At 70.2% G+C, this 14,038-nt stretch carries 14 protein-coding genes; 4 read left to right on the forward strand and 10 right to left on the reverse strand.

All coding sequences use genetic code 11. From position 1 onward, the window contains the following. The first annotated feature begins 3 nt into the window (after positions 1 to 3). Both T336_RS0114425 and T336_RS0114430 read left to right on the forward strand, forming a co-directional pair. Complete coding sequence (locus tag T336_RS0114425; protein ID WP_026433093.1) at positions 4 to 2,295, forward strand: xanthine dehydrogenase family protein molybdopterin-binding subunit; 2,292 nt, start codon at positions 4 to 6, stop codon at positions 2,293 to 2,295. Position 2,296: 1 nt separating this feature from the next. Continuing rightward, positions 2,297 to 3,277, forward strand: coding sequence for an XdhC family protein (locus tag T336_RS0114430; protein WP_026433094.1), 981 nt, complete (start codon positions 2,297 to 2,299; stop codon positions 3,275 to 3,277). A gap of 112 nt (positions 3,278 to 3,389) precedes the next feature. Here T336_RS0114430 and T336_RS0114435 read toward each other — a convergent pair whose 3' ends face one another. The 10 genes from T336_RS0114435 to T336_RS0114480 form a co-directional block, all read right to left on the reverse strand. Further along, the gene (locus T336_RS0114435) at positions 3,390 to 4,376 is read right to left on the reverse strand and encodes a tripartite tricarboxylate transporter substrate binding protein (RefSeq protein WP_026433095.1); all 987 of its coding nucleotides are present in this window, start codon (positions 4,374 to 4,376) and stop codon (positions 3,390 to 3,392) included. Positions 4,377 to 4,450: 74 nt separating this feature from the next. After that, complete coding sequence (catC, locus tag T336_RS0114440) at positions 4,451 to 4,735, reverse strand: muconolactone Delta-isomerase (RefSeq protein WP_011796968.1); 285 nt, start codon at positions 4,733 to 4,735, stop codon at positions 4,451 to 4,453. Between the two features lie 60 nt (positions 4,736 to 4,795). Further along, the gene (locus T336_RS0114445) at positions 4,796 to 6,133 is read right to left on the reverse strand and encodes a short-chain fatty acid transporter (protein ID WP_019701945.1); all 1,338 of its coding nucleotides are present in this window, start codon (positions 6,131 to 6,133) and stop codon (positions 4,796 to 4,798) included. A gap of 58 nt (positions 6,134 to 6,191) precedes the next feature. Further along, entirely contained in the window at positions 6,192 to 6,926 is a 735-nt protein-coding gene (locus T336_RS0114450) for an SDR family NAD(P)-dependent oxidoreductase (protein WP_026433096.1), read from the reverse strand. A gap of 47 nt (positions 6,927 to 6,973) precedes the next feature. Beyond that, positions 6,974 to 7,270 (reverse strand): YciI family protein, encoded by a 297-nt coding sequence (locus tag T336_RS0114455; protein ID WP_019701947.1) that lies wholly within the window; start codon positions 7,268 to 7,270, stop codon positions 6,974 to 6,976. Between the two features lie 122 nt (positions 7,271 to 7,392). Then, positions 7,393 to 8,463, reverse strand: coding sequence for a cyclase family protein (locus T336_RS0114460; RefSeq protein WP_019701948.1), 1,071 nt, complete (start codon positions 8,461 to 8,463; stop codon positions 7,393 to 7,395). Between the two features lie 10 nt (positions 8,464 to 8,473). Further along, on the reverse strand, positions 8,474 to 9,274 hold the full coding sequence (gene pcaD / locus T336_RS0114465) for a 3-oxoadipate enol-lactonase (protein WP_026433097.1): 801 nt from the start codon (positions 9,272 to 9,274) through the stop codon (positions 8,474 to 8,476). Positions 9,275 to 9,285: 11 nt separating this feature from the next. Then, positions 9,286 to 10,494 carry a 3-oxoadipyl-CoA thiolase gene (gene pcaF, locus T336_RS0114470; RefSeq protein ID WP_026433098.1) on the reverse strand — a complete coding sequence of 403 codons (1,209 nt, stop codon included), beginning with the start codon at positions 10,492 to 10,494 and terminating at the stop codon, positions 9,286 to 9,288. A gap of 36 nt (positions 10,495 to 10,530) precedes the next feature. Beyond that, positions 10,531 to 11,178, reverse strand: a complete 648-nt coding sequence (locus T336_RS0114475) for a 3-oxoacid CoA-transferase subunit B (RefSeq protein WP_019701653.1) — start codon at positions 11,176 to 11,178, stop codon at positions 10,531 to 10,533. Between the two features lie 50 nt (positions 11,179 to 11,228). Continuing rightward, entirely contained in the window at positions 11,229 to 11,930 is a 702-nt protein-coding gene (locus T336_RS0114480; RefSeq protein WP_019701654.1) for a 3-oxoacid CoA-transferase subunit A, read from the reverse strand. Between the two features lie 159 nt (positions 11,931 to 12,089). Between T336_RS0114480 and T336_RS0114485 the strand changes: the two genes are divergently transcribed. Together T336_RS0114485 and T336_RS0114490 are read left to right on the forward strand one after the other, a co-directional pair. Continuing rightward, positions 12,090 to 12,893, forward strand: coding sequence for an IclR family transcriptional regulator (locus T336_RS0114485; RefSeq protein ID WP_026433099.1), 804 nt, complete (start codon positions 12,090 to 12,092; stop codon positions 12,891 to 12,893). Positions 12,894 to 13,057: 164 nt separating this feature from the next. Next, entirely contained in the window at positions 13,058 to 14,020 is a 963-nt protein-coding gene (locus tag T336_RS0114490; RefSeq protein WP_244883951.1) for a CesT family type III secretion system chaperone, read from the forward strand. Positions 14,021 to 14,038: the final 18 nt, after the last annotated feature.

The following is a 14,038-nucleotide window of genomic DNA, read 5'->3' on the forward strand; positions in this document are numbered from 1 at the left end:
TCCATGAACCTGCCCCGGCCCCACGACCTGCACGCCCGACTGCTGGAACGCCCCGACGCCCTGCTCGTGGTGCGCCAGCCCGTGGCGCCTCCGAAGCCCGCGCCGGGGCAGCCCGGTTCGGGCACCGATTACGTGCAGGCCACGCCCGAGATCTTCGTGGCGGTGCTGGCCGACCCCGGTGCGGAAGCGGGCTGGCGCGCCCTCGCCTTCAACGGCCACGTAGACCTGGGCACGGGCATCCGCACCGCACTCGCGCAGATCGTGGCGGAAGAACTGGAAGTGCCCCTGGCCCGGCTGGAGATGGTGCTGGGCCACACGGCCGCTTCGCCCAACCAGGGGCCGACCATCGCCAGCGCGAGCATCCAGATTTCCGCGGTGCCGCTGCGCCGCGCTGCCGCCCAGGCACGCGAGCAGCTGCTGGCGCTGGCCGCCGCGCAATGGGGCGCGGATTCCGGACAACTGCAGGCACGCGACGGCATCGTGCGTTTCGCGGAGGGTGGCGACGCACGCACGCTCCACTACGGACAGCTATTGCAGGGTCTGCAGGGACAGCGCCTGCACCTCCCGCTGGCACCGCCCGATCAGCCGGTAAAGCTCAAGCCCTCGAGCGACTACCGCCTGGTGGGCCGCGGCGCCGCGCGCGTGGACATTCCCGCCAAGGCCACCGGCGAGCTGAGCTTCGTGCACGACGTGCGTGTGCCGGGCATGCGCCATGGCCGCGTCGTGCGCCCGCCGCACCCCGGCCGCGACGGCGGCGATTTCATCGGCCACTGCCTCGTCGCGGTGGACCATGCCTCCGTCGCCCACCTGCCCGGCAACGTGCAGGTGGTCGCCGAGGGTGACTTCGTCGGCGTGGTCGCCGACCGCGAAGAGCAGGCCATCGCCGCACTGCGCGCGCTGCGCGTGCAATGGCGGCCCGTGCCTCCCGCACCCGACCTGCGCGACGTGGCCGGCGCCATCCGGGCGAACCCGGCGCAGCGCCGCGCGCTGGTGGACGAGGGCGATGTGGATGCCGCGTTCGCGGACGCGGCAACGGCCACCGTGCTGGAGCGCAGCTACGTCTGGCCCTACCAGATGCACGCCTCCATCGGCCCCTCCTGCGCGGTGGCCGACTTCCAGGGCGGGCGGCTCACCGTGTGGTCCGGCACGCAGAACCCGCACATGCTGCGCACCGACCTGGACCGGCTGCTGCGGCTGGGCGAGGACCGCATCGACATCGTGCGCCTGGAGGCCGCGGGCTGCTACGGCCGCAACTGCGCCGACGACGTGTGCGCCGACGCAGCCCTGCTCTCCATGGCCGTGGGCGCACCGGTGCGCGTGCAGCTCACGCGCGAGCAGGAGCACCAGTGGGAGCCCAAGGGCACGGGCCAACTCATGGACGTGCGCGCGGCCATCGGCCATGGCGGCGAGCTGCTGGCCTGCGATTTCGCCGTGCGCTATCCCTCCAACGATGCGCCCCTGCTGGCCCTGCTGCTCACGGGCCGCGTGCCGGGCCAGCCGCGCACGCTGGAGATGGGCGACCGTACCGCCGTGCCTCCCTACCGCTACGCGAGCCGGCGCATCGCCTGCCACGACATGGCGCCGCTGGTGCGATCGTCCTGGCTGCGCGGCGTGTCCGCCCTGCCCAACTCCTTCGCCCACGACTGCATGATCGACGAGCTGGCCCACGCGGCCGGCGCCGATCCGGTGGACTACCGCATCCGCCACCTCGACGACCACCGCGCCATCGACCTGATCGACGCCACGGCACGCCATGCGGGCTGGCAGCGCGGTCAGCCGGGCAGCCGGGGAAAGCCCGGTGCCCAGGGTCTGCTGCGCGGTCGCGGCGTGGCCTATGCGCGCTATGTGCACAGCCGGTTTCCCGGCTTCGGCGCGGCCTGGGCCGCATGGGTCGTCGATATCGAGGTCGATCCGGCGAGCGGCTGCATCGCCGTGCGGCGCGTGGTCGTCGGCCAGGACACGGGCATGATGGTCAACCCCGACGGCGTGCGCCACCAGATCCACGGCAACGTCATCCAGACTTTGAGCCGCAGCCTGCTGGAGCGCGTCGCCTTCGATGAACGGGGCGTGGCCAGCCGCGAATGGGGCGGCTATCCCATCATCGGTTTCCGCGACGTACCACCGATCGAGGTGGTGCTCATGCCGCGCCAGGACGAGCCGCCCATGGGCGCCGGAGAATCCGCCTCGGTGCCCGGCCCGGCCGCGCTGGCGAATGCGCTGTTCGATGCGACGGGGCGGCGCTTCTACCAGGCCCCGTTCACTCCGGACGTGGTGCAGTCCGCGCTCGCCGGCTGACATGGAGGCGGGCGACCTGGACAGCCTCGTGCTGCGCACGGCGGACGGCTGGCTGCAGGCCGGCGTTCCCGCATGGCTGGTGGCCGTCGCACGCACCTGGGGATCGTCGCCGCGGCCGCCGGGATCGCTCATGGCGATGAATGCACGCGGCGAGGTGGTGGGGTCCGTCTCGGGCGGCTGCATCGAGGACGATCTGGTGCGCCGCGTGCAGCAGCAGGCCACGGCGCGGACGCACGGCACCACGGCACGTCCCGAAGTCCTGCGCTACGGCATCTCGGCTGACGAGGCCCATCGCTTCGGCCTGCCCTGCGGCGGCACCGTGGAACTGGTGGTGGAGCCACTGCGGGAGCGCAGCCGTCTGCCGGAACTGATGGAGGCCTGCGCACGGCGGCGCTGCGTGGAGCGCACGCTGCACCTGGCCACCGGCGACGTGCTGCTGCGCGAAGTCGCGCAGGGTGCGGCGCCGCAGCTGGATGCCGAGCGCTTCGTGACGTGCTTCGCGCCGGTCGCGCGCCTCGTCGTCATCGGCGCGGGCGACACCGCGTACTACGCCTGCCGGATGGCCCTGGACGTCGGCTTCGACATCGTGCTGTGCGACCCTCGCCTGGACGAAGCGCCCGCCTGGGCCAGGGGCCGCATCGCCTTCACGCGCGACATGCCCGACGACGTGGTCCTGGCCCTGCGGGGCGACGACCGCACGGCCGTGCTCGCCCTGAGCCACGACCCCAAGCTCGACGACCTGGCCCTGATCGAGGCCCTGCGCTCGCGCGCGTTCTATGTCGGCGCCATCGGTTCGCGCGGCAACAGCGCACGCCGGCGCGAGCGGTTGCAGACGCATTTCGGGCTGCAGGATGCCGAACTGCAGCGCCTGCACGGCCCCGCAGGCCTGTTCATCGGCAGCCGGACGCCGGCCGAGATCGCCCTCTCGATGGTGGCCGAGGTGGTGGCGGCGAAGAACGGCACGTCAGGCACCGCGTTCTAGAGCGGCCCACAGGACCCAGCAAAACGGTTCTGGCGAGGCGCCGCATCGCAGGCAGTACGCACCAGTACGACAAGATGCGGCAACGACGCCAGAAGGGTTCCGTGGGTCGCTCTCAATCCACGCTGGCGCCGGACTCCTTCACCACCTTGCCCCACTTCACGCTCTCCTTCTGGATGAAGTCGGCGAACTGTGCGGGTGTCTCGCCGGCAGCCTCGGCGCCCTGCTCCGCGAGCTTCTTCCGGATGTCGGGCTGCGCGAGCACCTTCACGATGGTGGCGTTGAGCTGGGCGACCACGGGCGCAGGAGTGGCGGCGGGCGCGAACATGCCGAACCACGACGTCGCTTCGTAGCCGGGCACGCCAGCTTCGGCGATGGTCGGCACGTCGGGCAGTTCGGGCGAGCGCCTGGCGGTGGTGACGGCGATGGCGCGCAGCTTGCCCGAGCGCACGTGCTGGATGGCCGAGGGCATGTTGTCGAACATGATCGCGATCTGGTTGCCGAGCAGGTCGGTCACGGCCGGCGCGCTGCCCTTGTAGGGCACGTGCTGCATGTCCACCTTGGCCATGCTCTTGAACAGCTCGCCCGACAGGTGGATGGAACTGCCGCTGCCCGAGGAGCCGAAGTTGATCTTGCCCGGGTTGGCCTTGGCATAGGCGATCAGCTCCTGCACCGTCTTGAAGGGCTGCGCGGGGTTGGCGACCAGCAGGTTGGGCACGTTGGCCACGCGGGTCAGGGGCGCGAAGTCCTTGATCGGATCGAACGGCATCTTCTTGTAGAGCGCCGCATTGATGGCGTGCGTGCCCACCGTGCCCATGAAGAGCGTGTAGCCGTCGGCCGGTGCGCGTGCCGCGACCTGGCCGCCGATGTTGCCGCCCGCGCCGGCGCGGTTGTCCACCACCACCGACTGGCCCAGCTCGGCGCCCATGCCCTGGGCGATGATGCGCGCCAGGATGTCGGTGGTGCCGCCGGCCGCGAACGGCACGACGATGGTGATGGGCTTGCTCGGGAACGCCTGGGCGGCGGCGAGGCCGGGCAGCAGGGCGCAGGCGGCAGCGGCGGCGAGCAGGCCGCGGCGGAAGGTGGAGTGGGCGATGGTCATGGCTTGTTTCCTCGGATCTCTTCGTTGTATGGGTGCGGTGCGGTGGGTGGCAAGTGCGCGGCGCGCACCCGCGCTCACTCCTGCACGATGGACGACGGGTGGTTGGCCAGCGGCGTCACCTTGATTTCCATGTACGGGAACAGCGGCAGCCCGCTCAGGATGGTGTGCAGCTCGTCGTTGCCGGACACGTCGAAAATGCTCACGTTGGCGTATTCGCCGACGACGCGCCACAGGTGGCGCCACTTGCCGTCGCGCTGCAGCTGCTGCGAATACTCCTTCTCCTTGCGCTTGATCTCGTCGGCCACTTCGGGGGCCAGCGTGGACGGGATGCGGACGGTCATTTCAGCCATGAACAGCATGGGTTGCTCCTTGGGGTTCGGGTTGGGATGTCGAAAGAAGGCGGGCGGCCCGGGCGGCCCTCACAGATGCGGCCAGACCAGCATGGTCACGGCATAGATGGCGCCCACGAGCAGCATGGAAACCACCGTGTAGCCCATGATGTCCTTGAGCTTGAGCTTGGACAGCGCCAGCGCCGGCAGGATCCAGAACGGCTGCACGAGGTCGTTCCAGCCGTTGCCCAGCATCACCGACATGGCCGTCTGCGCCTGCGAGGCGCCCAGCGTGGTGGCCGCGTTGATCATGAATGGGCCCTGCAGCACCCAGTGGCCGCCGCCCGAGGGCGCGAAGAAGTTGATCACGAAGGAACTCACGAGGCCCCACAGCGGCAGCGTGGCGGCGGTGGATATGTTCACGAACACGTGCGCGATCGATTCCACCAGCCCCGAGCCGTGCATGATCGCCATGATCCCGGCGTAGAACGGGAACTGCAGGATGATCCCGCCGATCGTCTTCACGCCCTCGTTGACCTTCTCCACGTACTTCATCGGCGTGCCCAGCAGCAGCACCCCGAGGAACAGGATGAAGAAGTTGATCATGTTCAGGTCGAGGTTGCCGCCGCGGATGAAATGCATGGCCACGTACGCCATGCCGCACAGCCCGATCAGCAGGCTCAAGACCCGGCTGTTGTTCAGGCGGTACGCCAGCGTCTTCTCGTCGCCCAGCAGCCCCTCGGCGCTGGCGGCGGGTTTCGCATCGGCCACGGTGGCCGGGTCCAGCTCGACCACCTTCTCGCCCTGCTTCGGGTGCATCGCGGCATTGAGCAGCGGCAGCGCGATCAGCACGGCCAGGCTGGTGAGCAGGATGGGCGCGGAGAAGATCGTCTGCGTGAGCGGGATCAGGCCCATCGTGCCCTCGAACGCATGGCCCTTGGTGGAGATGAGCACGGGGATCGTCGCCGAGAAGCCCAGGCTGTACATCGTGAAGCCCGTGTAGGCCGCCGCGATGATCAGCGGATAGTGCACGCCGCGCACCTTCAGTGCCAGCTTGCGCGCCATGATGCCGCCGATCACCAGGCCGAAGCCCCAGTTCAGGTAGCTGCCCACGCCGCCCACGATGGTCGCGACGATGATGGCCTGGCGCGGCGTGCTCACGCGCGCGGCGATGCGGTCGAGGAACCGGTCCACGATGGGCGCGGCCGCCAGCACGTAGCCCATCACCAGGATCACGGCCATCTGCGTCGTGAAGGCCAGCAGGCTCCAGAAGCCCTTGCCCCAGTCCTGCACCACGGCATCGATCGGGCGGCTCTCCACGCCGAAGGCCAGCGCCATGGTCAGCAGCGTGAGCAGGATCGCGAAGACGAACGGATCGGGCAGGTAGCGCCGCATCAGCTCGGTGAAGAAGGCGGTGATTTTCGACATGGAGTTGTCTCTTTGGTGTTGTGAGTTTTGAGAAAAAGAGAGCGGGAAATGGCGACCGTCAGACCCCGGCCACGCCCACTGTCATGCCGCCGCAGACGTACAAGACCTGCCCCGTGACGAAGCCGCTGCGCGCATCGAGCAGGTACGACACGGCATGCGCCACATCCTGGGGCGTGCCCACGCGCTTCACGGGCACCGCATCGATGATGGCCTGCGTGCGCGGCGCATCCGGCGGGTTGGCGCGGTCGAACAGCTCGGTGCGGATGGGCCCCGGCCCGATGGCGTTGGCCGTGATGCCGTGGCGCCCCAGTTCCAGCGCCCAGACGCGCGTCATGCCGATCAGGCCGGCCTTGGTGGCCGAATACGCGGTGCGCAGTTCCTTGCCCAGGGCGGCGCGCGAGGACATGTTCACGATGCGCCCGAAGCCGGCCGCCTGCATGCCCGGCAGCAGCGCCTGCATGCACTGCAGGCTGCAGCGCAGGTTCAGCGCCACGGCCAGGTCGAACTGCTCCAGCGTCTGCTCGGCCGCCCCGGCCGGCACCACGATGCCCACGTTGTTGACCAGGCGCGTGATGGGGCCGCCGGCCAGCGCCTGCTGCAGCGCGCGCGCCGTCTCCGCAGGGTTGGACAGGTCGGCCTGGATGCCGCCGGGCACGTGGTCGACCACGCGGTCGATCACGACCGGCTCGTAGCCGTCGGCGCGGCAGCGTTCGGCCGTGGCCGCGCCGATGCCGGCGCCGCCGCCGGTGATGAGGACACGCTCGCGCGCGGAGGAGGCAAGGGAGTTCGTCATGGGGAATCCTTCAGGGGAACAGGTGGCGCCGCGCTGCAGCGGAGGGCTCACAGGTAGCACTGCCCGTCCACATAGGCCTTGCGCCAGCGGGTGAGCGTGACGCGCTCGAACAGCCCGGCGGCATGGAAGGGATCGGCCTCGATGAAGCGCTGCGCCTCTTCCCGCGCATCCAGAGCCACCACGTAGAGGCCGCCGCCCAGATCCTTTCCGTCGTCGTCCAGCTTGGCCCCGCAGGCCAGCAGCAGTTCCTTGTGGCGGTCCAGGAATTCCAGGTGTGCGGCACGCGTGGCCTGGCGCACGTGCTGGTGACCGGGCTTGTCGAAGGTCTCGATGATGAAAGGCATGGCGTGTTCTTTCCGTGCGCGGCGGGCCGGCACATGGTGGATGCCGCGGGCCGAGGGGCCTGCGGCGTGTTCGGGACGGGTGGCTCCCGGGCCCGCGGGTCCGGGAAGTGGCAGTGGCGGTCTCAGACCGTGGCGACGGGCGTCACGGGCGAGCCCACGGCGCCGGGCAGGTTCAGCGGCGGCGCCGTCAGCAGGAACCGGTGGCGGCCGTGCTCGCGCAGCCAGCGCGCCAGCGGCGTGAGGTGCCACAGCTCGCCCAGGTGCACGCCCAGCTTGAACAGGCAGTGCTCGTGCAGCGGCAGCGCCGCGCAGCAGGCCGGCCCCGGGCGCGCGGGTAGGCCCTCGACGGCGTAGTTGTCCGCCGCGATGGCCGCGAGCTGGCTGTCGGTGATCCACTGCAGCAGCCTCTCGTCGCGGCCGTCCAGCACCGCGCAGGCGTTGTGCAGCACCTGCGGGTCGGGATGCCGGCGCATGCCCAGCACCACGTCGGCGAAGCCCGTGTGCAGGCAGACGATGTCACCCGTCTCCACCGCCACGCCGTCGGCGTCGAGCACGCGCATCAGCGTGTCGTAGCCGACCAGCGTGCGCGCATCGCCCAGGTGGGCGCGCAGGTCGATCATCACGCCGCGGCCCTGCACGCCCGTGCGCGCCATGCCCTCGATGCCCAGGGCATGCGCGGCCGAGGTGCTGCCTGCAGGCCCCGCAGCCGCCGGCACGCCGGTGTCGCGCACGTCCTGCGGGCCGACGATGTGCCTCCCCGCCGCGTAGCCGTTGTAGTAGAGCGCCTCGGGCAGGCCGTCGCCGTTGGCGTCGAACAGCGAGCCGGCATGCGCCAGGCTGTCCCACTGCGTCGAGTACTGCAGGTACAGGATGGCCAGGTCGTCGGACATCACGTCGGTGCGGCCCGGCTCCAGTTCGGCCATCAGGCAGTTGAAATTGACCAGCCCCTTGCGCAGCGTGGGCCGCAGCACGGGCGGATGCCGGTTGGGGTTGAGCGCGCTGCCGCCCGGATAGTCCAGCGGCAGGCTGAGTGCGAAACTCAGGCCCTCGCGCACCTCGGCCACGCCCTGGCGCACCTTCTCGGGCGTGAGCAGGTTCAGTCGGCCCAGCTGGTCGTCGGGCCCGAAGTCGCCCCAGGTGGAGCCGGGCGGGCGCTGCTTCCAGCGGGGGTTTTCGGGCTGTGGCTGTTCCATGGAATCGGTCCTAGTCCCTTTGCAGAAAATCCGCGAGCGCGGCATCGAAGGCCTGCGGCGCCTCGAGGTTGGACAGGTGCGAGGCCGGCAGTTCGGCCACGCGTGCGCCATTGATGGCGGCCTGCATGGCCTGCGCGTCCGCCACCGTGGTGACCGGGTCGGCCGTGCCGGCGATGAGCAGCGTGGGCACCGCGATGCCGCCGATGGCCGCGCGCAGGTCGGCCTGGGCCAGGGCTTCGCAGCAGCCGGCGTAGCCCTCCGGCGCGATGCCCGCGATCCAGCCCTGGGCGCGGCGCACCACGTCGGGCTGCGCGGCGGCGAAGGCGTCGGTGAACCAGCGCCCCGGCGAGGAGGCGGCCAGCTCGGCCATGCCGGCCGCGCCCTTCTCGCGCACCATGGCGGCGCGCGTGGTCCACCCGTCGGCAGTGCCGATCTTCGCGGCACTGTTGGCCACCACCAGTCGCTCGAGCCGCTGCGGCGCGTTCACGCCGAGCCAGAGACCGGTGAAGCCGCCCATCGAGATGCCGCAGAAGGCGGCCCGCGCGATGCCCAGGGCATCGAGCAGCGCGACCACGTCGCCACCCAGCTGCTCGAAGGTATACGGCCCGGAAGACACCACGCTGCCGCCGTGGCCGCGCGTGTCGTAGCGCACCACGCGGTGGGTGCGTGCGAACCGTTCGGCCTGCGCGTCCCACATCTCCAGCGTGGTGCCCAGGGAATTGGAGAACACCAGGGCCGGCGCATCGGCAGGCCCTTCCACCCGCACGCGGAAGTTGCCTGCCGCGGTCTTCAGCACCTCGTTCATGGCCATGCCGCCCCCGCTCACACGCGCTCCAGGATCACCGCGATGCCCTGGCCCACGCCGATGCACATCGTGGCCAGCGCATAGCGCCCGCCCGTGGCATGCAGGCGGTTGACGGCCGTGGTGGCCAGGCGCGCGCCGCTGGCGCCCAGCGGGTGGCCCAGGGCGATGGCACCGCCCCAGGCGTTCACACGCTCGTCGTCGTCTTTCAGGCCCAGCATGCGCAGCACGGCCAGGCCCTGCGCGGCGAAGGCTTCGTTCAGCTCGATCACGTCGAGCTGCTCCAGCGTGAGGCCGGTCAGCGCCAGCACCTTCTGCGTGGCGGGCGCGGGGCCGATGCCCATCACGCGCGGCGCCACGCCGGCCGTGGCCATGCCGACCACGCGGGCCTTCGGCGTCAGGCCATGCTTCGCGGCAGAGGCCTCGTCGGCCAGCAGCAGCGCGCAGGCACCGTCGTTCACGCCGCTGGCATTTCCGGCAGTCACCGTGCCGCCCTCGCGCACCACGCCCTTGAGCCTGGCGAGCGCTTCCAGGCTGGTCTCGCGCGGGTGTTCGTCCTTGTCCACCACCACCGCGTCCCCCTTCTTCTGGGGAATGGTGACGGCGGTGATCTCGCGCGCCAGGTGGCCGGCCTTCTGCGCGGCCACGGCCTTGAGCTGGCTGGCCAGGGCCATGCGGTCCTGCGCCTCGCGCTCGATCTTGTAGTCGTCAGCCACGTTCTCGGCCGTTTCCGGCATGGAATCGACCCCGTACTGCGCCTTCATGAGCTTGTTCACGAAGCGCCAGCCGATGGTCGTGTCATACACCGCGTTGCTGCGGCTGAAGGCGCTCTCGGCTTTCGGCATCACGAAAGGCGCGCGGCTCATGCTCTCCACGCCCCCGGCGATCATCAGGCCCGCCTCGCCCGCCTTGATGGCGCGCGCCGCCGTGCCCACCGCATCCAGGCCCGAACCGCACAGGCGGTTGATGGTGGCGCCCGGCAGGTCGATGGGCAGGCCGGCCAGCAGCGCGCTCATGCGGGCCACGTTGCGGTTGTCTTCGCCGGCCTGGTTGGCACAGCCGTAGAGTACGTCGGTCACCGCGGCCCAGTCGACATGGGGGTTGCGCGCCATCAGCGCCTTGAGCGGAACGGCGCCCAGGTCGTCGGTGCGCACGCTGGAGAGCGCGCCGCCGTAGCGGCCGAAGGGCGTGCGGATGGCGTCGCAGATGAAGGCTTGCGAAGAGGTCATGGTGTCGTGTCTCCTTGGGGGTTCGGGCTCGGCGTTTCAGGCGGCGCGGATGGGCAGGCCGACCAGGCGTTCGAGTTCGGCATGTTCCAGGCCCGGCACGGCATCGATCAGCGCCAGGCCGTCCGGCGTGCAGGCCAGCGTGGCGAGGTCGGTGTAGATGCGCTTGACGCAGCCGATGCCGGTGAGCGGGTAGGTGCATTGCGCCACGATCTTGGACTGGCCCTGCTTGGTCAGCAGGTCCATCATCACCCAGGTCTGCTTGGCGCCGATGGCCAGGTCCATCGCGCCGCCCACGGCCGGGATGGCCCCGGGCTCGCCCGTGCTCCAGTTGGCCAGGTCGCCCGTGGCGCTGACCTGGAAGGCGCCCAGCACGCAGATGTCCAGGTGGCCGCCGCGCATCATGGCGAAGCTGTCGGCATGGTGGAAGTACGCGCCGCCCGGCAGCAGCGTGACGGGCTGCTTGCCCGCGTTGATGAGGTCGTAGTCCTCCTGCCCGGCCGCGGGCGCGGGGCCCATGCCGAGGATGCCGTTCTCGCTCTGCAGGATGACTTCGCGGTCGGCCGGGATGTGGTTGGCCACGAGGGTGGGCTGCCCGATGCCCAGGTTGACGACGGCGCCTTCGTGGATGTCCTGGGCCACGCGGCGGGCCAGTTCGTCTTTGCTGCGTTTCTGATAACTGCTCACGCTGATTCCTTCTGCGCTGTGGCCTGTTCAATTCCGATGCGATGCCGGGCTCATGCGGTCTTCCTGAAGCCCGCGCCCTGGGTGGCGGTGCGCTCGATGCGCACGATCCGGCTCACGAAGATGCCGGGGGTGACGATGGCCTCGGGGTCCAGCGCGCCCAGCTCCGCGATCTCGTGCACCGTGGCGATGGTCTGCTTCGCGGCCGTGGCCATCACGGGGCCGAAGTTGCGCGCGGACATGCGGTAGGTCAGGTTGCCCCAGCGGTCGCCGCGTTCGGCCTTGATGAGGGCCACGTCGCCGTGGATGGGGTACTCCAGCACGTAGTGCTTGCCGCCGATCTCGCGCGTTTCCTTGCCCTTCGCCAGTTCGGTGCCGTAGGCCGTGGGGCAGAAGAAGGCGCCGATGCCGGCCCCGGCCGCGCGCAGGCGCTCGGCGAGGTTGCCCTGCGGCACCAGCTCCAGCTCCAGCTTGCCGGAGCGGTACAGGTCGTCGAACACCCAGCTGTCCACCTGCCGCGGAAAGCTGCAGATGATCTTGCGCACGCGGCCCGTCTTGAGCAGCGCGGCCAGGCCCGTGTCGCCGTTGCCGGCGTTGTTGTTGACCACCGTGAGGTCACGGGCGCCCTGCTCGATCAGTCCGTCGATCAGTTCGCCGGGAATGCCGGCCGTGCCGAAGCCGCCGACGAGCACCGTGGCGCCGTCCTGGACGCCCGAAAGGGCCTGGGCAACGGAATCCGCAATCTTGTTGATCATGGGAAGAAACACCTGGAATGGGAGGCAGGACCGGACCACCGTGCCGCACGGCGACAATCCGGCCCGCGAGCGGGAGGCAACCGGATGGCCGGCTGCGGAATTTTGTTCGTATAAAGAACAAATGTTCGTACAATGAATTAATTCTAGAACCAACAGCTTATGAGCGATACCCCCACGGACATTGGTAAAAACCCTAGGCCGGGCGACAGCTATGTGCAATCGTTCGCCCGCGGGCTGGAAGTGATCCGCTCTTTCAGCGCCGCCGCGCCGCAGCAGACGCTGAGCGAAGTGGCGGCTTCCTCGGGCCTCACGCGGGCCGGGGCGCGCCGCATCCTGCTCACGCTGCAGACGCTGGGCTACGTGGAAAGCGACGGGCGGCTCTTCCGCCTCACGCCGCGCATCCTGGACCTGGGCTTCGCCTACCTCTCGTCCATGCCCATCTGGGACCTGGCGGAGCCGTCCATGGAAGCGCTGGCCGGCGAGGTGCACGAGTCGTGCTCGGCCGCCGTGCTGGACGGGCACGACATCGTCTATGTGCTGCGCATCCACACCCACAAGATCATGAGCACCAATCTCGGCGTGGGCTCGCGCCTGCCCGCGTTCTGGACCTCCATGGGCCGCATGCTGCTGGCCGGCCTGCCCGACGAGCGCGTCATCGCGCTCATGCACGACCTGCCGCGCAAGCGCTTCACCCCGCGCACCGTGGTGGAGGATGCCGAACTGCTCGCCCGCGTGCAGACCGCCCGCGCGCAGGGCTGGTGCCTGATCGACCAGGAACTGGAGGAAGGGCTGATCTCCGTCGCCGCCCCGCTGCGCGACCGCGCCGGCCGCACGGTGGCCGCGCTCAACATCAGCGGGCAGGCCAACCGCACCAGCGCGAAGGTGATGCAGCGCGACCTGCTGCCCGTGCTGCTGCGCACGGCCGACACCATCTCGCGGCTGCTGGGCACGCGGCGCGGCTGAGCCGCGCCTCCATCCGCGAGGCCAGGCAGCGCCTATCACGCTCCAGCCCCCGGTCACGGCCTGCACCGGCGCGCAGCTTCGCATGCCTCGCACCTGCTTCGCCGCTCATGCCGCTTCCGATGATGGATATGCAAAAGATGTGCATAACCAACGGGAGCGCCATCATGCAGACCTCATCCACCGCAAGCACCACTGATCCATCCACCCTATCGCCTCCCCCGGCGGCATGGCTGCGCGAAGCTGCCCGCCGGTTCGGCGAAACGGAAGGCGCGGAGCCTTTCTCCGAGTCGCGCTCCTTCGAACAGGACGGCATCCGCTACAGCCCCCTGCGGATCGAGGACGCCCCGCGGGAGCGCTGGGTTCTGGTGGCGTCGCAGCCCTGCCCTGCCGGCGTGGAAGAGCCCGTCTGGACCAGCCTGCTGCTGCACCTCAACGCACCGGCCATGGCGCTCGGGTCCGTCGGCATCGGCCTGGATCGCACCGGACGCGCCGTGGTCGTGCACGGCGTGCCCCCGTCGCATGTCGGCGATGCGGCCCTGCTGGCCCAGGATCTGTTCCAGCTCAGCTACTTCAGCGGCATGCTGCGGGAAAGCGCGCTCGGGGTGCAGCACCACCTGCCCTCGATGATCGAAGCGCATGCCCTGCGCCAGGCCGGGAGCGCCTCCGGGCCGGAAGCCGCGCCACCGGAGATGCCGCCGCTGCCGCCAGGCCTCGCAGCCACCGTGCAGGCACAGGCCGGTGCGGACTGGCACCGCCCCCTTCTCGGGCAGGCCGTGGACGAGCTGGGCGCCGCGGTCTCGGGCACCCCCGACCTTCCATTGGGCGCCATCGCCCGGCTGCAGGGCAAGGACATCCAGATCGCGGCCTGCGGCGATGGCCGCACGCTGCTGCTGTCGGCACCGCTGGACCGGCCGCTGGCCGACAGCGCCGGGCGCACCGCTGCGCTGCAAGCCAACGTGGAGCTGATGTTGATCGCCGGCTGCGCGCTGAGCCTCTCCCCCGAAGGCACGTTCGTACAGACACGCTGGGATTCCGAGGGCATGGATGGCAACGACCTGGCCGTCCAGCTGGACGGATTCGCCGCCCTGGCCGCCAGCATGGACGGCACCTCTGCCTCCACGCAATGAAACCCACCGAACGGAGCC

The sequence above is a fragment of the Paracidovorax oryzae ATCC 19882 genome (assembly GCF_000687165.1).
GTDB classification, from domain to species: domain Bacteria; phylum Pseudomonadota; class Gammaproteobacteria; order Burkholderiales; family Burkholderiaceae_C; genus Paracidovorax; species Paracidovorax oryzae.